This window comes from Amycolatopsis sp. NPDC049253, from assembly GCF_040678995.1.
Lineage (GTDB): Bacteria > Actinomycetota > Actinomycetes > Mycobacteriales > Pseudonocardiaceae > Amycolatopsis.
Genome location: NZ_JBFAQX010000001.1, coordinates 72947 through 98329, shown reverse-complemented (window position 1 = coordinate 98329; position 25383 = coordinate 72947). Strand labels below are relative to the sequence as shown.

The 25383-nt window shown below is 70.2% G+C and carries 26 protein-coding genes; 10 read left to right on the top strand and 16 right to left on the bottom strand.

The annotated features are described in order from the left end of the window. Positions 1-79 precede the first annotated feature (79 nt). Positions 80-544, top strand: a complete 465-nt coding sequence (locus AB0K15_RS00515) for a DUF6474 family protein (protein ID WP_364043623.1) — start codon at positions 80-82, stop codon at positions 542-544. Positions 545-600: 56 nt separating this feature from the next. Here the strand turns inward: AB0K15_RS00515 and AB0K15_RS00510 are convergent, their stop codons facing one another. The 6 genes from AB0K15_RS00510 to AB0K15_RS00485 all read right to left on the bottom strand — a co-directional run bounded on the left by AB0K15_RS00510 (position 601) and on the right by AB0K15_RS00485 (position 5201). Next, entirely contained in the window at positions 601-936 is a 336-nt protein-coding gene (locus AB0K15_RS00510; RefSeq protein ID WP_364043620.1) for a helix-turn-helix domain-containing protein, read from the bottom strand. Between the two features lie 10 nt (positions 937-946). Next, positions 947-1516, bottom strand: a complete 570-nt coding sequence (locus AB0K15_RS00505) for an NAD(P)H-dependent oxidoreductase (protein WP_364043617.1) — start codon at positions 1514-1516, stop codon at positions 947-949. A gap of 98 nt (positions 1517-1614) precedes the next feature. Beyond that, positions 1615-2586, bottom strand: coding sequence for a glycine betaine ABC transporter substrate-binding protein (locus tag AB0K15_RS00500; protein ID WP_364043614.1), 972 nt, complete (start codon positions 2584-2586; stop codon positions 1615-1617). Beyond that, on the bottom strand, positions 2586-3365 hold the full coding sequence (locus AB0K15_RS00495; protein ID WP_364043611.1) for an ABC transporter permease: 780 nt from the start codon (positions 3363-3365) through the stop codon (positions 2586-2588). Before AB0K15_RS00495 ends, AB0K15_RS00500 begins: the two co-directional genes overlap by 1 nt. After that, a complete protein-coding gene (locus AB0K15_RS00490) occupies positions 3362-4561 on the bottom strand; it encodes an ABC transporter ATP-binding protein (RefSeq protein ID WP_364043608.1) in 1200 nt (399 codons plus the stop codon). Before AB0K15_RS00490 ends, AB0K15_RS00495 begins: the two co-directional genes overlap by 4 nt. Next, positions 4554-5201: an ABC transporter permease gene (locus AB0K15_RS00485; RefSeq protein WP_364043605.1), complete on the bottom strand. Its 648-nt coding sequence runs from the start codon at positions 5199-5201 to the stop codon at positions 4554-4556. Before AB0K15_RS00485 ends, AB0K15_RS00490 begins: the two co-directional genes overlap by 8 nt. A gap of 345 nt (positions 5202-5546) precedes the next feature. Here AB0K15_RS00485 and AB0K15_RS00480 point away from each other — a divergent pair, with 345 nt between their 5' ends. The 4 genes from AB0K15_RS00480 (at position 5547) to AB0K15_RS00465 (ending at position 8460) form a co-directional block, all read left to right on the top strand. Further along, positions 5547-6041, top strand: coding sequence for a hypothetical protein (locus AB0K15_RS00480; protein ID WP_364045317.1), 495 nt, complete (start codon positions 5547-5549; stop codon positions 6039-6041). Positions 6042-6116: 75 nt separating this feature from the next. Continuing rightward, positions 6117-6866 carry a YcnI family protein gene (locus tag AB0K15_RS00475; protein WP_364043602.1) on the top strand — a complete coding sequence of 250 codons (750 nt, stop codon included), beginning with the start codon at positions 6117-6119 and terminating at the stop codon, positions 6864-6866. Then, a complete protein-coding gene (locus tag AB0K15_RS00470) occupies positions 6866-7435 on the top strand; it encodes a copper resistance CopC family protein (protein ID WP_364043599.1) in 570 nt (189 codons plus the stop codon). Before AB0K15_RS00475 ends, AB0K15_RS00470 begins: the two co-directional genes overlap by 1 nt. Beyond that, positions 7432-8460 carry a CopD family protein gene (locus AB0K15_RS00465; RefSeq protein ID WP_364043596.1) on the top strand — a complete coding sequence of 343 codons (1029 nt, stop codon included), beginning with the start codon at positions 7432-7434 and terminating at the stop codon, positions 8458-8460. The genes AB0K15_RS00470 and AB0K15_RS00465 overlap by 4 nt, the downstream gene beginning before the upstream one ends. A 239-nt stretch (positions 8461-8699) precedes the next feature. Here the strand turns inward: AB0K15_RS00465 and AB0K15_RS00460 are convergent, their stop codons facing one another. Together AB0K15_RS00460 and AB0K15_RS00455 are read right to left on the bottom strand one after the other, a co-directional pair. Beyond that, entirely contained in the window at positions 8700-9629 is a 930-nt protein-coding gene (locus AB0K15_RS00460; protein ID WP_364043593.1) for an aminoglycoside phosphotransferase family protein, read from the bottom strand. Beyond that, on the bottom strand, positions 9589-10986 hold the full coding sequence (locus tag AB0K15_RS00455) for a helix-turn-helix transcriptional regulator (RefSeq protein WP_364043590.1): 1398 nt from the start codon (positions 10984-10986) through the stop codon (positions 9589-9591). The genes AB0K15_RS00460 and AB0K15_RS00455 overlap by 41 nt, the downstream gene beginning before the upstream one ends. Before the next feature lie 318 nt (positions 10987-11304). Here AB0K15_RS00455 and AB0K15_RS00450 point away from each other — a divergent pair, with 318 nt between their 5' ends. Beyond that, a complete protein-coding gene (locus tag AB0K15_RS00450) occupies positions 11305-11649 on the top strand; it encodes a hypothetical protein (protein WP_364043587.1) in 345 nt (114 codons plus the stop codon). Positions 11650-11662: 13 nt separating this feature from the next. Further along, positions 11663-12067, top strand: a complete 405-nt coding sequence (locus tag AB0K15_RS00445; RefSeq protein WP_360598643.1) for a hypothetical protein — start codon at positions 11663-11665, stop codon at positions 12065-12067. Positions 12068-12415: 348 nt separating this feature from the next. Here the strand turns inward: AB0K15_RS00445 and AB0K15_RS00440 are convergent, their stop codons facing one another. After that, a complete protein-coding gene (locus tag AB0K15_RS00440) occupies positions 12416-13681 on the bottom strand; it encodes an MFS transporter (RefSeq protein WP_364043584.1) in 1266 nt (421 codons plus the stop codon). Continuing rightward, complete coding sequence (locus AB0K15_RS00435; RefSeq protein WP_364043581.1) at positions 13674-14996, bottom strand: GH1 family beta-glucosidase; 1323 nt, start codon at positions 14994-14996, stop codon at positions 13674-13676. Before AB0K15_RS00435 ends, AB0K15_RS00440 begins: the two co-directional genes overlap by 8 nt. A 176-nt stretch (positions 14997-15172) precedes the next feature. On the opposite strand from AB0K15_RS00435, the gene AB0K15_RS00430 reads away from it, so the two are divergent. Further along, complete coding sequence (locus tag AB0K15_RS00430) at positions 15173-15799, top strand: TetR family transcriptional regulator (protein ID WP_220245489.1); 627 nt, start codon at positions 15173-15175, stop codon at positions 15797-15799. On the opposite strand, the gene AB0K15_RS00425 is transcribed toward AB0K15_RS00430, so the two are convergent. Beyond that, on the bottom strand, positions 15772-16641 hold the full coding sequence (locus AB0K15_RS00425) for a MerR family transcriptional regulator (protein WP_364043577.1): 870 nt from the start codon (positions 16639-16641) through the stop codon (positions 15772-15774). The genes AB0K15_RS00430 and AB0K15_RS00425 overlap by 28 nt on opposite strands. 1098 nt (positions 16642-17739) lie before the next feature. Then, on the bottom strand, positions 17740-18927 hold the full coding sequence (locus AB0K15_RS00420) for an amino acid deaminase/aldolase (RefSeq protein ID WP_364043574.1): 1188 nt from the start codon (positions 18925-18927) through the stop codon (positions 17740-17742). A 103-nt stretch (positions 18928-19030) separates the two neighbouring features. Between AB0K15_RS00420 and AB0K15_RS00415 the strand changes: the two genes are divergently transcribed. Beyond that, positions 19031-20335, top strand: a complete 1305-nt coding sequence (locus AB0K15_RS00415) for a D-arabinono-1,4-lactone oxidase (RefSeq protein WP_364043571.1) — start codon at positions 19031-19033, stop codon at positions 20333-20335. On the opposite strand, the gene AB0K15_RS00410 is transcribed toward AB0K15_RS00415, so the two are convergent. From AB0K15_RS00410 to AB0K15_RS00400, 3 genes are read right to left on the bottom strand one after another with little or no spacing between them, the layout of a single operon-like run. Beyond that, a complete protein-coding gene (locus AB0K15_RS00410; protein ID WP_364043568.1) occupies positions 20332-21291 on the bottom strand; it encodes a ribose-phosphate pyrophosphokinase in 960 nt (319 codons plus the stop codon). The two genes, AB0K15_RS00415 and AB0K15_RS00410, sit on opposite strands and share 4 nt — an antisense overlap. A 43-nt stretch (positions 21292-21334) precedes the next feature. Further along, complete coding sequence (locus tag AB0K15_RS00405; RefSeq protein WP_364043565.1) at positions 21335-21985, bottom strand: NAD(P)H-binding protein; 651 nt, start codon at positions 21983-21985, stop codon at positions 21335-21337. Positions 21986-22026: 41 nt separating this feature from the next. Next, positions 22027-22680: a hypothetical protein gene (locus AB0K15_RS00400; RefSeq protein ID WP_364043562.1), complete on the bottom strand. Its 654-nt coding sequence runs from the start codon at positions 22678-22680 to the stop codon at positions 22027-22029. Between the two features lie 433 nt (positions 22681-23113). Between AB0K15_RS00400 and AB0K15_RS00395 the strand changes: the two genes are divergently transcribed. Then, complete coding sequence (locus AB0K15_RS00395; protein ID WP_364043559.1) at positions 23114-23968, top strand: CoA ester lyase; 855 nt, start codon at positions 23114-23116, stop codon at positions 23966-23968. A 22-nt stretch (positions 23969-23990) separates the two neighbouring features. Here the strand turns inward: AB0K15_RS00395 and AB0K15_RS00390 are convergent, their stop codons facing one another. Next, entirely contained in the window at positions 23991-25373 is a 1383-nt protein-coding gene (locus AB0K15_RS00390) for an amidase (protein ID WP_364043556.1), read from the bottom strand. Positions 25374-25383: the final 10 nt, after the last annotated feature.

Here is a 25383-nt window from a genome sequence, read left to right as displayed (position 1 = left end):
CTTTCCGTGCTGCGAGCCGACATGCCCGGCCCTGCTCGGACCAGTAAGTTCGACCCCGACGAGTAGCAGGAGGTGGGCCATGGCGCGCAAGGCCAAGCAGGACGCGGGTGAAGCTCGGATCACCCCGAAGAAGGCGAAGAACGCGATCGCGGTGGCCAAGGTGCTCGGCCCGGCCGTGATCCCCGTGGTCGCGCCGTACGCGGTGCGCGCGGCGGGCGCGGCCCGGGAGCTGTACGACCGCTACCAGGCGCGCAAGCTCGGCGTCGCCGTCGACCAGATCGGCGAGTTCTCCGGCCGTGGCGCCGCGCTGCACGCGCGGATCGCCGGTCTCGTGCAGGGCCTGGGCGAACTCAGGAAGTCGAGCAAGGCCACCGACGCCGACGCGAAGTTCGCGACCGACACCCAGGGCACCCTCGAACAGCTGTCGGCCACGGTCCGCGCGGCCGAGCGGATGCCCGCCACCCGGCGCAAGGCCGCGCACCGCGCGGTCGCGAGCGAGCTCGACTCCCTGGAGGAACAGCTGCTGCACCGGCTCGGCGTCTGAGCGCGAGCCGGGCCGGTCACCCGAAGCGGTGAACGGCCCGGCTTCGGCCGCCGGCGTCATGACGGCAGCGGGATCCACTTGTGCGACCACGTGATCACGGCGTCGAGAACCGGCTCCAGGTCCTGGCTCTTCGCCGTGAGGTGGTACTCCACCTGCAGCGGCGTGGCGGTGAGGACCCGCTTCTCCAGCAGACCCTCCTCCTCCAGCGTCCGCAGCCGCTGCGCCAGCATCGTGTCGCTGATGCCGGGCACCGCGGCCTTGATCAGGGCGTAGCGGTGGTGACCGGTGAAGACCGCGCGCAGGATCGCGCCCGTCCAGCGCGTGCCGATCAGCTCGATCGCCGCGTGGAAGCGCGTGCACACGCGGTGGGCTTCCACTTCGTGCCGGTCCACGGCCATTCCCTCAGTCGCCCGAGCGCAGCGGCGCCAGCGACGCGGTGACCCGCACCAGCTCGTCGAACATGGCCTTGGCTGAGGTCTTCACGATCTCGTTGGGCACGAACTCGCCCTCGTCGCTGATGAACTGCTGCACGAACGGCACCGACACCGCGTCGATCACCGGGGTCATGCGCAGCGTGGTCACGACCTGCTTGATCTGCTGCACCGCGCGCGTGCCCGCCGCCACGCCGCCGTAGCTGACCAGGCCGACGGCCTTGTACTTCCACTCGTTGTGCAGGTAGTCGATGGCGTTCTTCAGCTCGGCGTTGTAGCCGTAGTTGTACTCCGGCATCACGAAGACGAACGCGTCCGCTTCGGAGACTTTCGCGCTCCAGTCCTTCGTGTGCTGGTGCTCGTACTGACCGAGGCGCGGGTGCTTCGGCTCGTTGAAGAACGGCAGGTTGACCTCCGCGAGGTCCACGAGCTCGACGTCGAAACCGCCGTGCTCGATCGCCGCGGACTCCGTCCACTTCGCCACCGGCAGGCCCACCCGGCCCGGCCGCGTGCTCGCCAGGATGATCTCAAGCTTCGGCAACGCCTCCGCCTCCTCCCGGCCCGGCAGAACGCGGGCCGCTCGACTAAGGATTCCTGAGCAACTTAGCATTCCTTAGTGAACGGCCCGCGTCCGGCTGCTTACTTGATGAACCCCTTGTCGATCATCCACTGGTGCGCGACGACGCCGGCGTCCTTGCCGTCGACGTCGACCTGCTTGCACAGCTGCACCATCTGCTCGTTGTCGATCGCCGCGGTCACCTTCTCGAGCGGGCCCCGCAGCGCGGGGTGCTGGTTCAGGAAGTCCGTGCGCATCGTCACCGCGGCGTTGTACTGCGGGAACGCCTTCTTGTCGTCCTCCAGCACTCGCAGGTTGAGCCCCGAGATGCGGCCGTCGGTCGTGAACACCTCGCCGACCGGGCACGTGCCGTTGGCCACCGCGGAGTAGATCGTGCCGATGCCGAAGTTCTCGATCTTCGGGTTCTGGAAGCCGTACGCCTTGACCGCCGCCGGGAACCCGTCCTGGCGGCTGGTGAACTCCGTCTCCAGGCAGAACCGCGCCTGGTCGGGCTTCTGTTTGAGGAAGTTCGCCAGGTCGGTGGTGGTCTTGAGGTTGTTCTGCTTGGCGTAGGCCTCGGTCGTGGCGAAGGCGTACTGGTCGTTGAGCGGCGAGTACTTGAGCCAGGTGATGCCGTTCTTCTCGGCGTCGGCCTTCGCGGTCGCGTCGTACTGCGCCTGCTCACCGCCCGGCACGGGCAGCTCGTTGCCCTGGTAGTTGATCCAGCCGGTGCCGGTGTACTCCCAGGTGACGTCGGTCTGCCCGTTGAGCAGCGCCTGGCGCGACGAGTTGGACCCCTTGATGTCGGTGAGGTCCACGACGTCGGCACCGGCGGCGCTCAGCGCCATCTCGGCCATGTAGCCCAGGATGATGTTCTCGGTGAAGTCCTTCGAGCCCACCACCACGCGCACGCCCTGCACGCCGGGAGTCGGCTGGATGGAACCGGGCTGGATCGAGTACGGCACGGACGTGTTGAGGTCGAGCCCGCACGCCGAGAGCGTCCCGGCGAGCAGCGCGGCCCCCGCGAGGACGCCCGCCTTCTTGAGGACGTTCATCAGCGCAGCCCCTTCGGTCCGAAGAACTGTTCCGCCACCGCGCCCAGCCAGTCGACCAGCAGCGCCAGCGCGACGGCCAGCACGGAGCCGGTGATCAGCACCTTCGTGAGGTTGAGCTTGTAGCCGGTGTCGATCAGCAGACCGAAACCGCCGGCGTTGACGAACATCCCGAACGTGGCGGTACCCACGGCCAGCACGAGCGACGTGCGCAGGCCGGCCAGGATCAGCGGGATCGCCAGCGGGAACTCGACGCGCCACAGCACGGCCGACGACGACATCCCGATGCCACGCCCGGCGTCGATCAGCGCCGGGTCCACCTGCTGCAGGCCCACCATCGTGTTCCGCAGCACCGGCAGCAGCGAGTAGAACGCCAGCGGCAGCGCCGCGACCCACAGCCCGCCGACCGCGCCGGTGAAGATGAACCACAGCACCAGCACACCCAGCGCGGGCGCGGCCTGGCCGATGTTGGCGATCGCGAGGAAGACGGGCGCGAGGAACCGCGCCCACCGCCGCGTGACCATGACCCCGAGCGGCACGGCCACGAGCACCACGAGCACCACGACGACGAGCGTCATGGCGACGTGGTCCCGCAGCGCGGTGAGCAGCGAGGTCGCGTTGAGCGTGGTCTTCTCGGTGGCGGTCAGCCCGGTGCCGAACACCCAGCCGAGCGTGACCGCGACCAGCACGACCACGGCGATGGGCTGCGCGAACAGGCGGAAGCGCTCCGCGCCGCGGGAGCCGGATTCGGTGGAGAAGCCCGCTTCGACGACGGCTGTCACTGGGTCACACCTCCCACCGACTGGTGATTGTCGGAGTGGTCGTCGGCGTGCTCGTCGCGCAGCTGCTGGATCGTGGAGATCACGGTGTCCAGCTCGATCGTGCCGGCGAACTCGCCGCGCGGGCCGGTGACCGGCACCGAACCGCCCTCGGCGAGCATGGCCTCGAGCGCGTCCTGCAGCGTCGACTGCAGGCTCACGATGTCGCGCAGCGGCTTGCCCGCGTCGGCGAGCGAGGTCGCCGCGGTGAGCTGACGCCGGTGCACCCAGCGCACGGGGCGGCGGCGCCGGTCGAGGACGAGCACGAAGTGCTTGCGCTGGTCGTCGAGCTTGCGCGCGATGTCGGCCGGGGCCTCGTCCTCGCCCGCGGTCAGCGCGTCCTGCTTCAGCTCGACGTCGCGTACGCGCAGCAGGGTCAGCTGCTTGAGCGAAGCGCCGGCGCCGACGAAGCCGGCGACGGTGTCGTCGGCCGGGTTGGCGAGGATCGCGTCCGGAGTGTCGTACTGCAGGATCTTCGACTGGTTGCCCAGCACGGCGATCTTGTCGCCGAGCTTCACGGCCTCGTCGAAGTCGTGCGTGACGAAGACGATCGTCTTCTTGAGGTCGGTCTGCAGCCGCAGCAGCTCGTCCTGCAGGTTGCCGCGCGTGATGGGGTCCACCGCGCCGAACGGCTCGTCCATCAGCAGCACCGGCGGGTCGGCCGCGAGCGCGCGGGCCACCCCGACGCGCTGCTGCTGGCCACCGGAGAGCTGGCGCGGGAAGCGGTCGCGGAAGTCCGCCGGGTCCAGCCCGACGAGGTCCATCATCTCCTCGACGCGCGCGGTGACCTTCTTCTTGTCCCACCCGAGCAGCCCCGGCACCACGCCGATGTTCTGCGCGACGGTGAAGTGCGGGAACAGCCCGGCCTGCTGGATGGCGTAGCCGATGCGGCGGCGCAAGGTGTCGACATCGAGCTTCAGCGCGTCTTCGCCGCCGATGGTGATGCGCCCGGACGTCGGCTCGATCAGGCGGTTGATCATCCGCATCGTGGTGGTCTTGCCGCAGCCCGACGGGCCGACGAACACCACGATCTTGCCGGCCGGCACGACCATCGAGAAGTCGTCGACGGCCGGTTCGCGCGTGCCCGAGTAGCGCTTGGTGACGCGGTCCAGCTCGATCTCGACACCGGACACCTGGTCTTCGGAAGCGTGCTCAGCCACGGAGCCCCCTCGTTACGGTCAATCGCTTGATCAGGACGTAGATGGCGTCGAGCACGAGCGCGAGGATGACGACGCCGACGGTGCCCGTGAGGGCCTGGTTGAGCGAGTTGGCACTCCCCGCGTTGGTGAGGCCCGAGAAGACCTCGGAACCCAGGCCGGGGCCCTTCGCGTAGGCCGCGATCACCGCGATGCCCATCAGCATCTGCGTCGCGACGCGCATGCCGGTGAGGATCGCGGGCCACGCCAGCCGCAGCTCGACGCGGGTGAGCACGGCGAACCGGCCCATCCCGATGCCGCGCGCGGCATCGGTCACCGCCGGGTCGACACCGGCGAGGCCGACGATCGTGTTCCGCACGATCGGGAGGAGGCCGTAGAGCACCAGCGCGATGACCGCGGTGGTGGAGCCGAGTCCCGAGATCGGGATCAGCAGCCCGAGGAGGGCGAACGAGGGAACGGTCAGGATTGTGCTGGCCAGCGCCGTGGCGACGGCCGAGCCGATGGGACTGCGGTACACCGCGATGCCGATCACCACACCCAGCACGGCGGCGAGGATCGTGCACTGCACGACCATGCTCGTGTGCAGGTACGCCTGCAGCCACAGCCGGTCCCACCGGTCCGAGATGTACTCGAAGAGGTTCATGCGTATTCGTTCTCCTGCCGCTAGTGAGGAGCCCCAGAAGTCACCCGTTCGGAGTAGCTCATCAACCGGGAGGGTGACTACCCAGAACGAATGCGGACCAAACCTCCCGTCTCACCGTTGGTCAGGCCACCGTTTCGCATCCTGAGACGATCGGCAACCGAAGCAAGTGGCCCGGCCAGGCGGTCGTCACCTGATCGCAACGCTGCGACCAGCAGCTACTTGAACGTTCACCGAGACACTGCTCACAGGCCGGGAGCGCTCGATCACCCGGCGGAGTGCCGATAAGCTGCCTCGGTGAGCACCCGGACCCGGCACCGCGGAGCGCTGGCCGCTGCGCGTGGCGGGCTGCTCGCGGCCAGTTCGGCGTCACTCGCGGTGACCGCCCACGGCGTCGCCGACGGCGGGCTGCCCGACCCGGCGCTCACGGTCCTGCTCACCGGTCTGCTCGGCTGGACGGCCACCGCGCTCGCGGGCAAAGCCCGCGGCCGCCTCGCGACCGTCGGCGTGCTCGGGGCCGGCCAGCTGGTGATGCACCTGGTGCTGACCACGCTCGCAGGCCACGACGCCCACCCCGCCGCAGGCTGGGCGAGCGGCTGGACGATGACGGCTTCGCACGCCGCCGCCACCTTGCTCACGGCCCTGTTGCTGGCGCGCGCGGACGCGCTGCTGCTGGCCGTGCTCCACGTGGTGCGAGCGGTCCTGCCGCTCCTCACGCCGCCACTGCCCGTGCCCGCCGGCGCGGCCGTGGCACTCCCGCCGCGGCCCGTGCGGTCCGTGGCGATCCTCGACGTCGAGCTGCGGCGCGTCCGCGGCCGGCGCGGGCCACCTGCGCTGTCCTGAACCCGATTTCCCTTTCCCCTCACCGGTGGAGCCCCCGAAAGCTCTCCACCGGATCACCCCTGTTCAGGAGCAGTTGTGTCCCATCACGTCTTCAAACGCGCCGGTGTCCTCGCCGCCACCATCGGCATCACCGGCCTGCTCGGCGCCGGCATTGCGTCGGCCCACGTCACCGCCAACGTCTACGGCGGCCCGGCGACCCAGGGCGGCTACGGCGCGATCTTCTTCCGCGTTCCCAACGAGGACGCCAAACTCGGCACCATCGGCCTCGAAGTGGACTTCAAGCCGGAGTACGGCATCGGCAGCGTGAGCACCAAGCCGATCCCCGGCTGGACCGCGCAGGTCACCAAGTCTTCGCTCCCCCAGCCGGTGACCACCGCGTCGGGCACGAAGATCACCGAGGCCGTCACCAAGGTCGTCTGGACCGCAGAGGCCGGCACCAAGATCGGGCAGAACCAGTTCCAGGAGTTCGAGGTCAGCGCCGGCCCGCTGCCGGCGAACGTGGACCAGCTCGAGTTCCCCGCCATCCAGACGTACGAGGCGGGCAAGGTGGTGTCGTGGAACGAGACGGCGACTCCCGGCGGCGAGGAGCCGGAGCACCCGGCGCCCACCATCAAGCTCGCCGCCAAGAGCGGCGGGGATGAGCACGCCGGCATGACCGCGTCCACCACGGACGCCGAACCGCAGGCGGCCGCGGCCGATACCTCCGACAGCACCGCCCGCTGGCTCGGCGGCGCGGGCCTCGTCGTCGGGGCGCTCGGCCTCGGCTTCGGCGTCGGCGCCATCACGCGCTCGCGGCGCACCGGAAACACCGAAGGAACCAAGTAATGCGGAAAGCGCTCCTCGCGCTGGCGATCACCGGGATGGCCCTGCTGGGCACGGCCACCCCGGCGCTGGCGCACAACGTGCTGATCAGCTCCGACCCGGCCGACGGCGCGTCGCTGGCCACCGGTCCGGCGAAGGTCACGCTGACGTTCGACCAGTACGTGCAGGACGCCGACGTGAACCAGATCGCGGTGACCGGACCCGACGGGAACCAGTGGGCCGAGGGCCCGGTGACCGTGGAGAACAACGTGATCAGCGCACCGCTGCGGCCGCTCGGCCCGGCTGGCAAGTACACGGTCGGCTACCGGATCCTGTCGGCCGACGGGCACCCGGTGTCGGGCGAGATCCCGTTCACGCTCACCAAGGCGGGCACCGGTACGCCGGCGAAGGTCGACGCGGCCAAGGCGTCCGGGGCGCCGGCCGTCGGTGCGCCGGCGACGTCTTCGACCTCCGGCTCGACGGGCATTCCGATCTGGGTCTGGATCGCCGGCGCGGTGGTCCTGCTCGCGATCGGGCTCACCGTCGCGCTGCGCACCGGGCGTGAACCGAGCCAGGAGAAGACGAAGCAGTGACGAGAGCCGAGACCACCTCCACGGTCCGCTGGTCCACGCTGGTCTGCGTGGTCACGGCGGGCCTGCTGGGCGCGCTGATCGGCGTCGCGCTCACGGCGTCGGCACCCATTCCGGGTGTGGTGGAGCCCAGCGAGGTGGTCTCGGCCGCCATCCCGATCGTGCGCGTGCTGATGGATCTGGCCGCGGTCGCCACGATCGGGCTGGGCCTGCTTTCGGTGATGGTCGGCTACGACCGGCCGAAGCTCACCGAGCCGATCATGCGCCGCGCGCGCCCTGCCGCCGTCGCCGCCGCACTGATCTGGTCCGCCAGTTCGGTGGTCGCCCTGATCCTGCAGACGGCGGAGTACAAGCCGGGCAAGTCGACGCTGACCGCGAGCGACATCGGCGCGTACATCGCGGAGGTCGGCGCGGGCAAGGCGCTCGTGATCGTCGCGGTGCTGGCGCTGCTGCACGCCGGGCTCGGGTTCCTCGCGCTGCGCCAGGGCGAGAAGGTGCCGGCGGAGGTGCGCGTGGGAGTCGGCATGTTCGCGCTCCTGCCGCTGCCGGTGACCGGCCACGCGTCGAACTCGTCGTGGCACGACTACACGATGATCTCGATGGAGCTGCACGTGATGAGCGCCGTCGCCTGGTGCGGCGGCCTCGGCGCGATGATCGTGCTGCTCGCGACGAACCGCACGCTGCTGGCCCATGCGCTACCGCGGTTCTCCAAGCTGGCGACGCTGTGCCTGGCCGTCTCGGCGGTGACCGGCGTGTTCAACGGCGCCGTCGAGATCCTGGCCAACCCGACCATCAGCTTCTGGGCGGGCGTGTTCACCACGCCCTACGGGCAGCTGGTGCTGCTGAAGATCGCGTGCACCGTGGCGATCGCCCTGCTCGCGGCCAACCTGCGCTGGCGGCTGATGCCGCAGATCGTGCGGCACAACCGCACGGCGATCGCGTCGTGGGCGACGCTCGAGCTCACGGTGATGGGGCTGGCGTTCGGCTTCGCGGTCGTGCTGACGCGGGCGCCGGTCGCCGTTTCCTGAAGCCGTTTTGCTCGGAATCCCGCTGTTTCCCCGCTCGCCACCGGCTGGTTCTCACCGCACGTAGCTGCAAGTTGCACCACGGGAGTAGCAGTCCTCCGTTAGAGGCGATCGGCCGGACCGAATTTTCTACTCGCGCGGAGACCCCGTCAGCGATCTTCGGGGAAGCGACGAGTGGTCCTCTTCAGGCGTCGAATGCACGTGCAGCAGCTCATGAATGTGGCGCGGGCCACTCGTGCCGTTCAGCGGTAGCGGGTCCAGCGGGCGTCGGTACGACCGTGGCGCAAGTCGTCGAGCCGGCGGTGCAGCTCGGACCGGACCTGCGGGTTGCTGCGCAGGATCGGCAGCACGCTGGTGGTGAGCTTGAGCTCCCGCACGGCCCGCAGCACGGAGAACCCGCGCCAAGCGGTCACGTCGAAGCCGTACGCCCGGCAGAACTCCTGGTAGCCGCCCGGGGCGTCGCCGAACCGCTCGCGCCCGACCGCCAGCGGCGTGAGGTCCCACTCCGGCGGGCCGACGCACGAAGAGTCGAAATCGCACAGCACCGGACCGCCGGGGCCGGGGATCACGTTGCCCGGGTACGCGTCGCCGTGGACGAAGCCTCTGGCCAGCGGGAACTCCAGCTCGGCGAGCTGGGTCTCGACGGCCGCGCAGCGCTCCAGCAGGAACTCGCGATCGCCGTCGGACAGCTCCTCGGCGTCGGACACGCGGGCACGCACCGCGTCGAACGGCGCCCACACGGCAAGCCCTTCGGGTGGCGGCAGCGCGTGGACGCGGCGCAGCAGCCCGGCCAGGTCCGCGGGGGTCGGCGCCGACCCGACGGGCGGCACCTCGTGCCACACCGTGACCAGGTGCGACCCGGCGGACAGCGGCTGCTCGACCCCCTCGATCAACCGGATCGCAGGGATGCCGTGGCGCGCGAAGTGCTCGGCGACCCGCACGACCGTGTCGACCCGGTGGCGCAGCCGTGTGGAGCCGACGATCCGCACCACGACCGGGGCCGTGGCCAGCGCGTATACGGCATTGTTGGTGAAGCGCAGCAGGCGCGCGCCGGCCGGATCCAGGCCCAGCTGGGCGCAGGTGTCGGCCAGCGCCCCCCGGAGCTTTTCGGGCGTGAACCGGCCGCCGGCCTCAGGCGGCGTAGAAGATCTTGAGCCGGTCGGCGAGGTCACGGGCGTCACCGTTGTTGCGCCGACGCTCGGCCTCCACCTGCAGCGGGCGCAGGCGGTCCTTCACGCGCTCCGACTTGATGCTCTCGGCGTAGTCGATGGCCTTGCTGCCCACCTTGGCGCCGTGGTCGAGGTCGCCGTCGAGCAGGTGGTTGGTGGCCAGCGCGCTGAGCATGAACGTCTTGCTGCGCGCCATGTCGTCGGTGTAGGAGTCGACGGCCCTGGTCAGGGCCGGGATGGCGTACTTGGTGTGCTCGGGGTTCTTCTGCGCCAGCACGGTGTGCACGGTTCCGGTCATCGCGTAGACGTCGGTCTCGTTGAAGAACTTCACCCACGACTCGGCGTTGGCGATGTCGGCGCGGGCGAACTCGTCCTTGCTGCGGCCGAGCAGCTTCGTGGCCTGCTCCTCGTTGCCCATCATCGCGTAGGCCCAGGCCTCGTTGGCGCAGAGCACCGCGACGGCGAGCTCGGAACCCGACTCCTGCGCGGCGATCTGGCCGAGCTGGAAGAGCTTCAGCGCGTCGTTGGGGGCGTCGTTGTGCAGGTAGACGCGGCCCATGCGGTAGAGGACGTTGGCGACGAGCGGGTGGCTGTCACCCTGTTTGGCCAGGTCGAGCGCGTTGGCGAAGTGGCCGCGGGCGGAGTCCATCAGACCGGTGTCGAACGAGGTCCAGCCGGCGAGGCTGTGCAGGTCGGCGAGCGCCACGAACAGGCGCTGCTTCACCGCTTCCGTCGAGCTGGACTCGAGCATCTGCTGACCCCAGGACAGCTGTGCCACCACGGCGTCGCGGCAGAACCCGCCGCCGTACTGGTAGTCGAGCGCGCGCAGCGCCCTCGTCGCAGCCTCCACCTGGCGGACGTCGGTCGTCCCGATGCGCCCGGGAGCGGGCGTGCGCGCCGGCGCCGCCGACCACGTCCCGGATTCCGAACCGAACACCGCCGCACCCATCGTGACCTGGGCGGCGTGCGCGAGGAACCTCCGTCGCTTCACGGACTCGTCCTCCTCAGCCTGCCGGCCGTCGGACGAACCGACGACCCGTATCGCCGTGGTCTCGTCGTACGCGAGACCCATGTATCCACGGGGGACACCCAGGCCGTCGGCGATTCTCGTGAGCACGTCGTAGGCCATGACCTGGCGACCCTTGAGGATCTCCGACACCTCGGACTGCGACTGGCCGGTCATCGCGGCGATCTGGCGCTGCGAGACACCGTGCTTGCGCAACAGGCGGTACACCGCGCTGACCTCCCGGGCCGCCAGCGCCGAGCGCATCTCCGGCTGTTCCCAGGCATCGGGCGGGACCGGGCTGCCCTGACGGGCATCGGTACCACCGGAAACACTGTCGCCAGCACTGGCGTCCATAACGACCCCTCACCGTCCGTTGGGCGTCGGAAGCAGACTAAGCACACCTCGAGAAGCATGTGAATCGAGCAGACAGTGTGTCTGATCGGCCCGGCCGAACTCCACTGACCGCTTACCGTGGAACCCCGCCCGGTCACCGCTATGACGCGGTTTCGACCTTCTATCGCACCCGGTTTCACTTCACTGTAGTTGTCAGATCTCCGTCACCGCCCGGACACCGGTAGCGATCACGGAGAGCGACGAAGACCGGGAGACCGGCGACGACGCGGATGTGCATCTCGCAAGGTGCACACGGGACGAGAGAGCGGTGGAGGGCCAGTGGAGTTCGTTGACTCGCTCGCAGGAGGACATGCCGGGACCGCGATGCGGCCCTTGCGGCCCGCCCCGGGCATGCCGGGAGTCGCGACCGCGACCCGGCCCGTCACCCCCTCCGCCGCGGCCGACCCCCGCACCGCGGGTGTCCGTCACTACGAAGGCGGACAGCTGGTGTGGCGCGTGCAGTGCGGCGACCTCATCAGCCGCGAGCGCGCGGTGACGGTGTTCGTGGAAAACGACCAGGTCGTCGTCGTTTCGCCTCCCGGTGAGACCGCTCGCCTGACATCCGGTCAGCTCGGCCAGCTCAGGGCCGCTCTCAACGAAGCCGCCAAAATGGCGGAAAGGTAACGGTGAGCTCTCCATGGATCAGGTACTCGGGCAGGTCCTCCGCAACGCGGTCTGGGAACGCCTCGACATGCTGTCCGACCTGGCGACTCGCGCCGACGCCCAGTCGCTCGTCTCGGTGGCCCGCTCCGAACTGCCGCGCCTGACCGAAGGCTGGCGGGCGATGCTGCAGGCCCACGAGCCCGACGAGCGCGGTGACTGCCCCACGTGCTCCACCCGGTGGCACCGCTGCAAGGCGCCGTGCTCGGTGTGGCAGGTGGCGCACGAGCACCTCGTCGCCGGCGGCCTGGCTCCGCAGGCCCGCACGCAGGACGAGGGTCGCGCGAGCCGTCGCCGGGTCCCGAACCAGGCGCGGCGCGCGACGCCCGCCGAAACCACCGGCCGCCACGCGCTGGTGAACCCCCGGGCCGTCACGGCCTGATCCCGAGCAGGCGAGCGAGCGCCGGACCCGACTGCCCCGGTCGGACCGGCACCGGCACTCTCGCCGTGGCCGCGGGCTGGTTCGTCCGTCCCCCCGAGCGAGGCGAACCAGCCCCGGTTACCCCAGTCCCCACCGCGATTAATCGAAAATTATCACCGCAGGCTCTAGCGAACCGTGAAATCCGCCGCTAGGTTGAAGATCATCGCAGCCGGGCCAACCCCCTGGCTACGACCACAAACTCCGCGGGCCGGTGCCGTTGCACTCCCCTCCCCCGACCGGCACCGGCCCGCGGTTCCACTTCCCGGAGTTATCGGGTTTGCCCGATTACCACTCTGTCTACCGGACTGATTACCGGACGGCTTTCACTCGCGTGACGAGCACACCCGCGAGGACCGTCGCCAGCGCCGCAGCCCCGAACAGCGCGGGGTAGCCGCCGAGGAACTTGAGGATCAGCGTCGTCAGCAACGGTGCCACGACCTGGGGCAGCGAACCGGCGATGTTGACCACGCCGAGGTCCTTCGCCCGGTTCTGCGCGACCGGCAGCACCTGCGTGAGCATCGCCAGCGCCACGGCCATGTACACGCCGAACCCGATGCCCAGCAGCGGCGACGCGATCAGCGCCGCCGGCCACGTCTGCCACACCACCAGCAGCAGGGCGGCGATCGCCATCACGGCCGAGGACGCCAGCACGTACGGCTTCCGGCGGCCCGACTTGTCGGAGAAGTGCCCGGCCAGCACGGCGCCGATCACCAGCGCCACGCCGTAAAGGCCCATCATGATGAGCAGCCCGTCTTCCGGAGACGGGTAGTGCACGGCGCCCTTGAGGAAGAACAGCAGGAAGAGCGTGCCGAACGCGTTGCCCAGGTTGATCATGAAGTGGCAACCCCAGGCCCACGCGAAGTCCGGGTGCTTGCGCGGCGACACCCAGAGGTCCTTGAGGAACCGCCGGAACCGGGTGCTGGGCCGGAACTCCAGGGGCAGGCGCGCATCGGGCGTGCGGAACACGAAGGCGCCGGCCCCGCCGAGCACGATCACCGCGCACACCGCGTACCCCAGCGGCAGGCCGGCCAGGTCGAGCATCACCACGACCACCACGGCGCCGAGCACCGTGCCGAGCATCTGCGCGATGCCGACGAGCCCGCCGACCTGCGCGCGCTGCCCGACGGGGACGCGGTCGGCGATGCCGCACATGAGCGTGGCGCCGAGCATGCCGTTGAGCCCGGCCTGCACGAGGCACCAGCCGATGGTCATCACGACGACGTTGGGCGCCTCGGCCAGCACCAGCAGCCCGGCCGCGCCGAGGATCGCACCCAGGACGGTCCACGGGTGGCGGCGGCCGAAGCGCGAGACCGTGCGGTCGGACAGGAGGCCGACCAGCGGGTTCGCGACGAGCGCCACCGCCGCGCCGACGCCCGTGACCACGCCGAACACGGTTTCCTTGTTCGCCGCGTCGAGCAGCTCGGCCTGCTGCGGCAGCAGAACCTGGATCGGCGCGTAGATCCCGAGCCACATCGCGATGTTCGCGAAGAACAGCAGGCTCATCCAGCCCGGCCGCACCCGCGTGACGGGTTCGGCGAGCGCTGCCGGAAGCCGGTTGGTGGTCGTGTCACTCATGGCGGACCAGCTTTCGGTACCAGGCGAAGGAGTCCTTCGGTGTGCGGCGCTGAGTCTCGTAGTCCACGTGCACGAGCCCGAAGCGGGGTGCGTAGCCCTTGGACCATTCGAAGTTGTCGAGCAGGGACCAGACGAAGTAACCGCGCACGTCGACGCCGGCGTTCATCGCTTCGCGCAGGGCCTGGAGGTGGCCGTCGAGGAAGTCGATGCGTTCGGGGTCGTGGACCTGGCCGTCGGCGGCGGGTGCGTCGGCGAAGCTGCAGCCGTTCTCGGTGATGTAGACGGGCGGGAGGTGCTCGCGGTAGCGGTCGTGGAAGGACACCAGCAGCTCGCGCAGGCCCTGGGGCACGATCGGCGAGTCGTTGGTGGTCACCGGGTAACCCTCGACCGGGCGCAGCTCGAACGGAAGGGGATTCCCCTCGCCGGGTGCCGCGACGCCCTGGGGCTCGTAGTAGTTGACGCCGTAGAAGTCGAGCGGCTGGTGGATGGTGGGCAGGTCCTTTTCGAACCCGTCGGGCAGGTGGGGGTGGATCTGCTCGGGGTAGGTGCCCAGCAGGACCGGGTCGGCGAAGGCCCGGTTGAGGAGGGCGTCGAGCCAGGTTTTGGCGGCTTCGGTTTCGTCGTCTTCGTCGGCGGGCCAGATGGGCGAGTGGTTGTTGGCCGTGCCGATGCTCTCGGCGCCCGCGGCCCGCAGCGCCTGGGTGGCGAGGCCGTGGGCGAGGTTCTGGTGGTGGGCCGTCGGGAGGGCGTCGAGCAGGAGGAACTGGCCGGGCGCGTACTCGCCGATGCCGTAGCCGTAGATCGACATGACCATGGGCTCGTTGAGAGGGATCCACAGCTTCACCCGATCGGCGAAGCGCTCACCGAGGATGGCGGCGTACTCGGCGAAGTGGTGCGCGGTGTCGCGGTTGAGCCAGCCGCCGTCGTCTTCGAGTGCCTGCGGCGTGTCCCAGTGGTACAGCGTGAGGGCGGGCGCGATGCCGGCGGCGCAGACATCGTCGATGAGCTTGTCGTAGAAGGCGAGGCCTTCGGCGTTCGGTTTGCCGGTGCCGGTCGGCTGGATGCGCGGCCAGGCGATGGACATCCGGTAGGCGCCCACACCGAGTTCCGCCATCAGGGCGATGTCTTCGGAGTAGCGGTAGTAGTGGTCCGCCGCTACCTTGGCGTCCTCACCGCGGGCGATCTTGCCGTCGGTCGCGGTGAAGGTGTCCCAGATGGACGGTCCACGGCCGGCTTCGGCCGTGGCGCCTTCGATCTGGAACGCCGAGGTCGAGACACCCCACAGGAATTCGGGCGGGAAGGTCGGATAGTCCACCGGCGGAACACACCTTTCTCATCCGGCCACCCGGTCGGGTGAACGTGAAAAGTTCTCATATGCTAGGTCGTCACTCGTCCAGGGGGAAGCCCAGAAGGGCGCTAAAGTCCCAGATCAGACGAGTGGTTCCGCCGGCACCGGCGGAACAGGAAAGCGAGAAGGACCGAGGAACGACAGTGTCCGAGACCCAGGCGGAGACCACTCCGCTCCGGCGCAAGCCCGTGCAGCAGCGCAGCGCCAAGCGCGTGGAGCAGATGCTCGACGCCAGCGCGCAGCTCATCGACGAGCTCGGCTACGACGCGCTGACGACCACGCTGATCGCCAAACGCGCGAACGTCGCGGTGGGCTCGCTGTACCAGTTCTTCCCCGACAAGCGGGCTGTCGTCCAGGCGCTGACGCAGCGCAACCTGGAGCGCTTCGTGGCCGCCGTGAACGAGCGGCTGAAGGAGCTCAACCCCGAGCACTGGTGGAACATCGTCGACTCCGTGCTCGACATCTACCTGCGGATGCACCGCGAGGTCCCGGGGTTTTCCAAGGTCCACTTCGGTGACGTCATCGACGTCCAGCTCCTCGACGAGGAGCGCGACAACAACTCCGTGATCGTCGACTCGCTGGTGGACATCCTGCGCGTGCAGGTCGACCGGCCGGCCGACGAGCTCCGTTTCGCCATCGCGATCGCCAACGAGACCGCGGACGCGCTCCTGAAGCTGGCGTTCCGGCGCGATCCGCAGGGCGACGAGCGGATCGTGGCGGAGGCGAAGCACGTGGTGAAGGGCTACTTGGCGAGCAAGTTCGGCGAGTGATGGCGGGTGGCTCTTTCGAACCACTCGAGGGCCGGGGTGAGTGGGGTTGGTGCCGCCCAGCCGTTGATGGCGGCCAATAGCCGGAGGTAGTCGTCTCGGCGCGGGTCTTTGGCCTGGTTGATGCGGGCCAGGTCCGCCGCGGTCGGGTTGATGCGGTGGAGGGCTTCGGCGCCGTCTGGTCCGGTGGGGTCGGTTTCGGGGTTGACTCCGGCGACCTTGGCGATGACGTCCTTTGTTGGGCGCTGGGTGCGCGGCTGGGCGGCGGCCAGGTCGCGGAGGGTGGTCCGGAACTCCGGGTCCTGGGTGAGCTCGGCCAGCGCGACCCAAGCGTCGACCTGTTCGGGGGCGGGCTCGTCGGCAAGCTCCGGGGTGAGGGTGCGTTTGATCCCCGCCAGCCGCGCGTCCAGCCCTCCGAAGACCTCGTCGAGGAACTCACCGACGAACTTCCGCCGTTCCCGTGCCGACATCGCGGCCAACTCGTGCACCATCTCGACCTCCTCCCAACCGACCCCGTCGCGCGCGACGGCCAGCAGAACCGCGCGCCGCAGCTGGAGCACCTTGATCGTTTCGCCGATCGCCTCGGCCTCCCTTGCCGCGACGTCGCCCAGCTCGGCTTCCCGCCCGACGACGGCTCGTATGGTCCTCAGCCCGACGCCGAGCGCTCTCAAGGCCCGGATCAGCCCGAGCCTTTTCGCGGCATCCGGGCTGTACCGCCGCCGCCCGGCTGAATCCCGACCGTTGGTGGGGACCAACCCGAGGTCGGAGTAGTAGCGGACCGCCTTGACGGACAGCTTGGCTCGCCGGGCCAGCTCACCGATGGAGAGAAGTTCGTCGTCTTCCACGGAGACCAGCGTGCCTGCTCCCCTCGGGGGAGGTGCAAGGTTTTCCGTTTGCCCACAGGAGTTGTCCACAACTCGTGTCCCCTGTGGACAACTCGGCTGTTGGGGCCTCCGCGCGACTTTCGGGCGGTAGAATGGGATCGGGGCGTCCCCCCGTGGCGGGCGGGGGTTTGTCTCCGCGGGGGTGGGCGGGGGTTTGTCTCCGCGGGGGTGGGCGGGCAGCAAGGTCGTTGCGGGGGTCGTTCAGGGCTCTGCGGGTCGAAGGGCCAGCGGAGGGCATGGCTGGCTTGGTATTGGACGACTTTGGCGGTGCTGGGCGGAGGCGCTGCCTGCGCGGTGCCTGGTGGCGGGGCGGCCGGCGCGGTCGGTACCCAGCGGAGGCGCGGCCTGGGCGGGCATCAAGCCGAAGGTGCGGCCGGCACGGTACTGGGGCGGAAACGCGGCCGGGCAGTGTTCGTCGGAAGGCGGCGCGCACGGTATCGGACGAAGGCGCGGGCGGCAGTGTTCGGCAGAAGCACGGACGGCGCAGTTCCGGGCGGATGTGCGGACGTGCGGATCTGCAGCACCAAGCCGGAGCGGTACCAGGCGAAGGCGCGGCCCGGGCGGTGCCAGGCGGAGGCGCCCAGGTGGCACCAAGCAGGAGCGGACGGCCGGAGCGGTGCCGGGCCGAGGAAGTAGGCGTGAGCCCGGCGGCGGCCGAAGCGCCGGAGGGCACTGCGCATGGAAGCGGTGGGGGTGGCTGCGCTGTTCGTGAGGTTTCAGAGCACGGCGCGGAACGGGCGGGGCGGGTTCACCGGTGTGTTCGGCTTGGTGAACGGGCTCGCGAAGGCCGGGCGGCTGTCCGAGGAGCAGGAAGCGTTTCGGCGGGCCGCGAATGATTGGTACGACGCCAACTTCCCCAACCCCACCAAGGTGGATCCCGCGGTGTACGAGCGGGTCGGTGCGGCGGCGTGGTTCAAGGTCGGCGCGGAGGAGTTCATCGCGCGGGTGCGGGGGTACCTGGAGATTCTCGAGGCGCACGGGGTGGGGTGCGAGCGCGTGGAGTCGGCGGAGCCGGGGCGGGTGGTGTACGAGGACGAGTTCCAGGTCGTGGTGGTGCCGTCAGCCGAAGTTCTTGTGTTCCCCGCGGTAGGTCGGGACCGTGCGGTCGAGTTGGTCGCCTCGCAGCAGGTGGTAGGCGTCGAAGCGTTCGGCGAGTTCGCCGGCCTTGGCGTGGCGCAGCCAGACGCGGTCGCCCAGGCGCAGGGTGCGGGCGGCGGGGCCGGTGACCGGGGTTTGGACCTCGCCGGCGCCTTCGAAGCCGAGGAGTTTCAGGCCGGCCGGGAAGAAAGGCGAGGGGACGCGCGAGGCGCCCGCGGGGCCAGACGCGATGTAGCCGCCGGCGAACAGCGTGGCGACGTCGCGGGCCGGGCGGCGGACGACGGGCAGGGCGAAGAGCGCGGCGGGGCGCGGGTGGAAGCGGGAGTAGCCGTCGAACAACGTCGGGGCGACGAGGCCTGAGCCGGCGGCGATTTCAGTGACGGCGGGTTCCGCGCCGGTCGTTTCGATGCTGCCAGTGCCGCCGCCGTTGACGAACTCGAGGTCGGCGATGTCGCGCACGGCGCGGACGACGGCGCCGCGGCGGCGCGAGATCTCGGCGGCCGAGCGGCGCTGCATCCAGCCGATCACGGAGTTGGACACGCCGCCGCCCGCCGCGTCGCCGAGGCCGGCGATCTGGCCTTCGTACGCCATCAGTCCTTTGAGCACGAAGCCCGGCCGCGCGGCGATTTCGCGGGCGAAGGACACGGCTTGTTTCACGGTGAACACCGGCGAACGCCGCGTGCCGACGTGAACGCCGGGCAGCGGGCGCCACGACGCATCCAGCTCGAGGCACACGCGGATGTCCGGGTGGCCGTGGCCGAGGGCGGCGTCGACGAGGTCCAGGTGCTCGGTGGAATCCACCATGATCGTGATGGCCGCGCAGGCTTCGTCCGACGCGGCGAGGCGGCGCAGCGCCTCGTGGTCGGCCGTCGGGTAGGCCACGACGATGTCGCGCGTCGTGCCCTGCTCCACGTGCCACACGGCCTCGGCGAGCGAGTAGCACATCAGGCCCTCGAAGCCGTCGCGCACGAGCACGCGTTCCAGCAGGTACCGGCACCGGACCGACTTGCTGACCACCCGGATCGGCTTGCCGGCGGCACGACGCAGGAGATCGTCGGCGTTCGCGTCGAACGCGTCGAGGTCGACGATCGCGAAAGGCGGATCGAGGTCCTTCGTCGCGAGGTCGTAGCCGTTCGGAGAGGTGGTCACGGACTTACGGTACGACAACAACGCTTGAAACGCGAATCTCATTCACTTACTGTTCCACCCACTATCTTCAACGACACTCAGCTCAGCGACGACAAGGTGCGCGATGACTCCGTGGAGCAACTGGGCCGGCACCGCCAAGGCCTCCCCGCAACGGGTGCACCGGCCCCGCAGCACGGCCGAGATCGCCGACGTGGTGAGCGGCATCGCCGACGCCGGCCGTCGCGTGCGGCCGTGGGGCAGCGGCCACTCCTTCACGGCCATCGCCGTCGCCGACAGCGACGCGCTCGACCTCACGCGCTGGACCGGGATCGAGACGGCCAACCTCGAAACCTGCCGCGTGACCGTGCGCGCCGGAACCACGATCAAGCAGCTCAACGCCGAACTCGACGGCCTCGGCCTGGCCATGACGAACCTCGGCGACATCGACGCACAGACCATCGCCGGCGCGATCTCCACCGGCACCCACGGCACCGGCGCGCGTTTCGGCGGCATCTCGGCGCAGATCGTCGCGCTGCACCTCGTGCTTGCCGACGGCTCCGTCGTCACCTGTTCCGCCGACGAGCGCCCCGACCTGTTCAACGCTGCCCGCGTCGGTCTGGGCGCCCTCGGCGTGATCACCACCGTCACCCTGCAGTGTGAACCCTCGTTCGTGTTGACCGCGCAGGAACGGCCCGAGCCGCTGGAGCAGGTACTCGAAGGCTTCGACGAGTTCGCCTCCACGTGCGACCACTTCGAGTTCTACTGGTTCCCCTACGGCAAGAACGCCCTGGTCAAGCGCAACAACCGGCAGCCGCTCGGCACCGTTCGCAAGCCGCTGTCGCGGGTGCGGCAGTTCGTGGACTACGAGCTCACGGAGAACGTCGCGTTCGGCGGCCTCTGCCGACTCGGCCGCGCCGTGCCGAAGCTGGTGCGGCCGCTCGGCGGGTTCGCCGCGCAGGTGCTTTCGGCGCGCGAGTACAGCGACCTCTCGCACCGCGTGTTCGTGACGCACCGCGGCGTGCGGTTCGTGGAGTCCGAATACGCGGTTCCACGTGAATCACTGCTCGACGTGCTCGCCGAGCTGCGCGCGCTCGTGCCGCGGCTCGAGAATCCGGTGATGTTCCCCGTCGAGGTGCGCGTCGCCGCGGCCGACGACATCTGGCTGTCCACGGCGAACGGCCGCGACTCGGCCTACATCGCCATCCACCAGTTCGTCGGCATGCCCTACCGCGAGTACTTCGCGGGCTTCGAGGCGATCGTCGCCCAGGTCGGCGGCCGCCCGCACTGGGGCAAGATGCACGACCTCGACGCCCACACCCTGCGCACGCGCTACCCGCACTTCGACGATTTCCTGCGCGTGCGCAAGGAGTGTGACCCGGCCGGCACGTTCACCAACACGTACCTGGACCGGGTGCTCGGGCCGGCCTAGATCGGCTCGAACAGTGAGCTGACCGACTCGCCGTTGTGGATCCGCCGCATCGCCTCGGCCATCGCCGGGGCGATCGACAGGATCTTCAGCTTCTCGCTGCGCTCCTCCACCGCGACCGGCACCGTGTTGGTGCAGACGATCTCCAGCACGTCCTCCTGGCTGCCGATCCGGTCGATCGCCTTGTCTGCGAACAACCCGTGGGTACAGGCGACGCGGATCGTGCGCGGCTTCAGCTCGCGCAGCCGGTCGAGCAGCTCCAGCACGGTGCTGCCGCGCGCGATCTCGTCGTCGAGCACGATCACGTCGCGGCCGGTGATGTCGCCGATCACCGACGCGATCTCCACGCGGTCGTCGGCGTAGCGCTGCTTCGTGCCCGACGCGACGCGCGCGCCGAGCAGCCGCGCGAAGTGCGCCGCCTCCTTCGCGTTGCCCAGGTCGGGCGAGACGACGGTGGCATTGGACAGGTCGTACTGCCGGAAGTGCCGGGCCAGCTCGTGCAGCGCGTGCAGGTGGTCGACAGGCACCGAGAAGAACCCGTGGACCTGCGGCGAGTGCAGCGTCATCGCGAGCACGCGGTCGGCGCCGGCGGTGACCATGAGGTCGGCCACGAGCCGGCCGCCGATGGAGATGCGCGGCGCGTCCTTCTTGTCCGAGCGCGCGTACGCGTAGTGCGGCATCACCGCGGAAATGCGGGCCGCCGACGCACCGCGGGCAGCATCGAGCATCAGCAGCAGCTCCACCAGGTGTTCCTGCACCGGCTTCACCAACGGCTGGATGATGAAGACGTCGCGCTCACGGCAGTTGGCCTGCAGCTGCACCTGGAGGCAGTCGTTGGCGAAGCGTTCGACTTGCACCGGGAGCAGCGGCACCCCGAGGTGGGTGCAGATCTCCGCCGCGAGTTCAGGATGAGCGCTACCGCTGAAAACCGCGATGTCCCGCAAGGAAGGATTCCCCATCTCTGTGGTCCGGTGGGTACGGATCCAATCCTAGAGGTGCAGGTCAGAGCGCCGAGATCGCGTCTGCGATCGGATCCTCACCGGAGATCAGCTCCAGCGTGCGGCGCGCGGTGTCCGGCGCGTCGAGCAGGGCAACGACCACGGCGGCAACGTCTTCCCGTGGCACGGCGGCGCGGCCCGTCTTGGGGGCGATCTTGACGTTGCCGGTGCCGGAGTCGTTGGTCAGCGCGCCGGGACGCAGGATCGTCCAGTCGAGGTCGCGCGCCTTCAGGTCGTCCTCCGCGGCGGCCTTCGCGTGCAGGTAGGCGCGGAAAACCGGGTCGAGGCCCGGCGCGTCGGGAGAGTCGGCGCCCATGGAGCCGATCTGGATGAACCGCCGGACGCCCGCGTTCTGGGCCGCCTCGGCGAAGAGCGCGGCGGCCGCGCGGTCGACAGTGTCCTTGCGCGCCTCGCCACTGCCCGGCCCGGCGCCCGCGGCGAACACCGCCGCGTCGGCGCCGCGGAGCACCTCGGCGACCGCGTCCACATCGGACTGCTCCAGATCGAGCACCACGGTCTCGGCGCCGGCCGCGAGCAGGTCGCCTTCGTGATCGGGGTTGCGCACGATCCCGACGGGCTGATCACCCCGCTCGGACAGCAGCTTCTCGAGACGAAGGGCGATCTGACCGTGTCCACCGGCAATGACGACTCGCATGTTCGCGAGGGTAGCCGGATCAGGACGGCCGCGCCGGGTGGTCAGTCGACGTCGGCGGGGACTTCGGCGGTGCGCAGCAGCAGGTCGTAGGCCATTTCGTTGACCCAGCGCGACACGGGGTCCTCGGCGAGGAGGATGCGCTCGGTGCGGCCCTCGAGGTCGAGATCGACCTGGGCGTGGGGGTCGGCGGTGGCGATGCCGAGCCCGTACGCGCGAGCGCGCGGCAGGCAGTTCGCCACGTAGTCTTCCGTCAGTACGGCAGGCGATGGCAGAACCATCGCGGCCTCGCCGTAACGTGCGAACGGAACCGCGGAGGCCATCGCGGTCCGCCAGTGCCGTGCGACCGCGAGGACGCCGATGATCTCGGCGGCCGGCGCGGGTGCGGTCGCGGCCAGCTCTGGCCAGGTCCAGGTGTCGACGATGGCGCGATCAGCGACGGGACCGACGCCCATCGCGATCCGCTCCGCGTGCACGTCGGTGCGAAGCCGGGCGACGATGCTGACCTTGCGGCCGAGCAAGGTCGCCTCGGGCAGCACAACGCCGTTCCAGCCCAGCAGGGCCGCGGCCTTGCGCGCCAGCTCGTCGACGCTCGCGGGGAGCTCGATCGGCGGCACCACCCGGCTCGGCATCGACCGGCTGCGCTTCGCGCCGCCGGCGACCGTCGAGCGCTCGGTGTTCTGAGGTGTAGCCGCCACGAGTCCGCCTCCTTCAACAACCTGTACCCCTGTGTGCCTTGTGAAACGGGCACATGACTTGAGTACCAGTGCGGCGGCACGGGGTCTTCACGTTGCGCGAGTGGCTGCGATCGGCGGCGCTCAGCGGTCGGTGACCGGTCGGTAGGCGGTCGGCGGACTTCGGCCCGACGGTGCCGCCAAGCGAGTGAGCCGGAGATGAGTGGCGTTACGGACCGCCTACAACCGGCTACCCGCAGCCCGGAACTCCGCCGTGGCAAAGAGTCCAGCGCGTTACGCCGTTCGGCGCAACCGAGCCGTGTTCCACAGTGGACGTCGCAGGTGGGAGGGGGTCACCCGGTTGGCGGTGACCTTCGCCGCAGCGGTGTCAGACGGGCCCGGATTAGGGTTTGGCGACCGTCGAAACCCGTCGAGTCCAGTCGCGTGAGGAGCGAGCATGACGCAGATCCGGCCCCGCCGATCGGTGCTCTACATGCCGGGCGCCAACGAACGCGCGCTCGAGAAGGCCAAGACCCTGCCGGCCGACGCGCTCATCCTCGACCTCGAGGACGCCGTCGCACCCGACGCGAAGGAAGCCGCCCGCGAGCGGGTGTGCGCCGCACTGGGGAGCTACGGGACGCGCGAGGTGGCCATCCGCGTCAACGGCCTCGACACCGAATGGCACGACGCCGACCTGCGCGCCGCCGCGTCCGCCGGCCCCGCCGCCGTGGTCGTGCCGAAGGTGAACTCGGCGAGCGAGGTGCACAACATCGAGCGCGCCCTGGAGCTCGGCGGCGCGCCGGAGGAGACGAAGATCTGGGCGATGCTGGAGACGCCGGTCGCGATCCTGCACGCCGAGGAGATCGCCGCCGCCTCGTCGCGGCTGACGGTGCTGGTGATGGGCACGAACGACCTGGCGAAGGAGCTGCACGCCGCCTTCATCCCGGGCCGCTGGCCGCTGCTTTCCGCGTTGTCGACCGCCGTCCTCGCCGCCCGCGCGACCGGCAAGGTCATCCTCGACGGCGTGTACAACGACGTGAAGGACGCTTCGGGTTTCGAGACCGAATGCCGCCAGGGCCGCGACTTCGGCTTCGACGGCAAGACGCTGATCCACCCGTCGCAGCTGGAGCCGTGCAACCGGGTCTTCGCCCCGTCCCCCGCGGAGGTCGACCACGCGCGCCGCGTGATCGCGGCCTTCGACGAGGCCCGCGCGGCCGGCCGCGGCGTGGTGACCGTGGACGGGCGGATGATCGAGAACCTCCACGTGGAGGAAGCGCAGCGGGTGCTGGCGCTCGCGGAGGCGGTCGGCTGAGTCCCGGGTGGACGGTCCGTCCTCAGCCGACCGGCCAGGGACGCTGCTCCGGGCGCAGCTGTTCGTAGCCGGCGGCGGCCCGCAGCACGGCCAGGTCGGCGAAGCGGGGACCCGCGATCTGCAGGCCGATCGGGATGCCGTCGGTGGTGTAGCCGCAGTTGAGGGCGATGGCGGGCTGCCCGGACATGTTGTAGGGCACCGTGAACGGGATGTGTTCGAAGGGGCGCGCGGGGTCGTCGGTCGGGGACGCGGCGTCGAAGGCCGGGGCGGAGACCGCGCAGACCGGGGAGAGGACGACGTCGTAGGCCGAGGTGGCGTGCAGCGCCGCGGTGCCGATGCGGTCGATGCAGGCGAAGCCGCGGTAGGTGTCGAGGGCCGAAACCGAAGCGGCGGCCCCGGCCCAGGTGGCGATGTAGGGCAGGACGCGGGAGCGGCGGTCCTCGGGCAGGGCGAGCAGGTCCGACCAGGCACGGACGCGCCAGAAGACGTCGAGGCCGTCGAGGAGCTCGCGGGTGAGGAAGGGATCGACCGGGGAGACGTCGGCGCCGGCGGCTTCGAAGAGGGCTGCGGCTGCGGTGACGGCGGCGGTGATCTCCGGGTCGACGGGGAGGCCGGCTCCCGGATCGAGGTGGAGGCCGACGCGCAGGCCGCGCACCGAAGACTCCAGCGCGGTCCAGTGGAGGGTGGCCGGTGGGAGGCTGAGGTGGTCACGCGAGTCAGGGGCGGACAGGACGCCCATCAGCAGTGCGGTGTCGGCGACGGTCCTGGTCAGCGGGCCCGCGACGCGGCCGAGGAACGGCGGGTCCACCGGCACGCGGCCGAAGCTCGGCTTCAGGCCGACGAGGCCGCACCAGCCGGCCGGCAGGCGGATGGAGCCGCCGATGTCGGTGCCGACGTGGAGGGGGCCGTAGCCCGCCGCGGCCGCCGCGGCGGCGCCGGCGCTGGAGCCGCCGGGGGTGCGCGAAAGGTCCCACGGGTTGCGGGTGGCGGTGTGGAAGCTGGAGAGGCCGGAGGTGAGCATGCCGTAGTCGGGCATGGTCGTCTTGGCCAGCAGCACGGCGCCGGACTCGCGGACGCGCGCGGCGGCGGGGGCATCGGAGGCGGCCGGGGTGAGGGCCGTGGCGGCGGTGCCGAGCGGGACGGGCGTGCCGCGGGTGGCGATGTTTTCCTTCAACGTCAAGGGAACGCCGTCGATCGGGCCCAGCGGTTCGCCCGCGTGCCAGCGGGCTTCGGACTGCTTCGCCGCGGAGCGCGCTGAAGCGGCGTCGTACGCGTACAGGGCGTGCAGCTGCGGCTCGCGCGCCTCGATGCGGGTGAGGACGGCCTCGGTCGCTTCGACGGGCGACACCGTGCCCGCGCGGTAGCCCGCGACCAGGTCCACCGCGGTCAGATCGGCCAGCTCCATCGTTACCTCC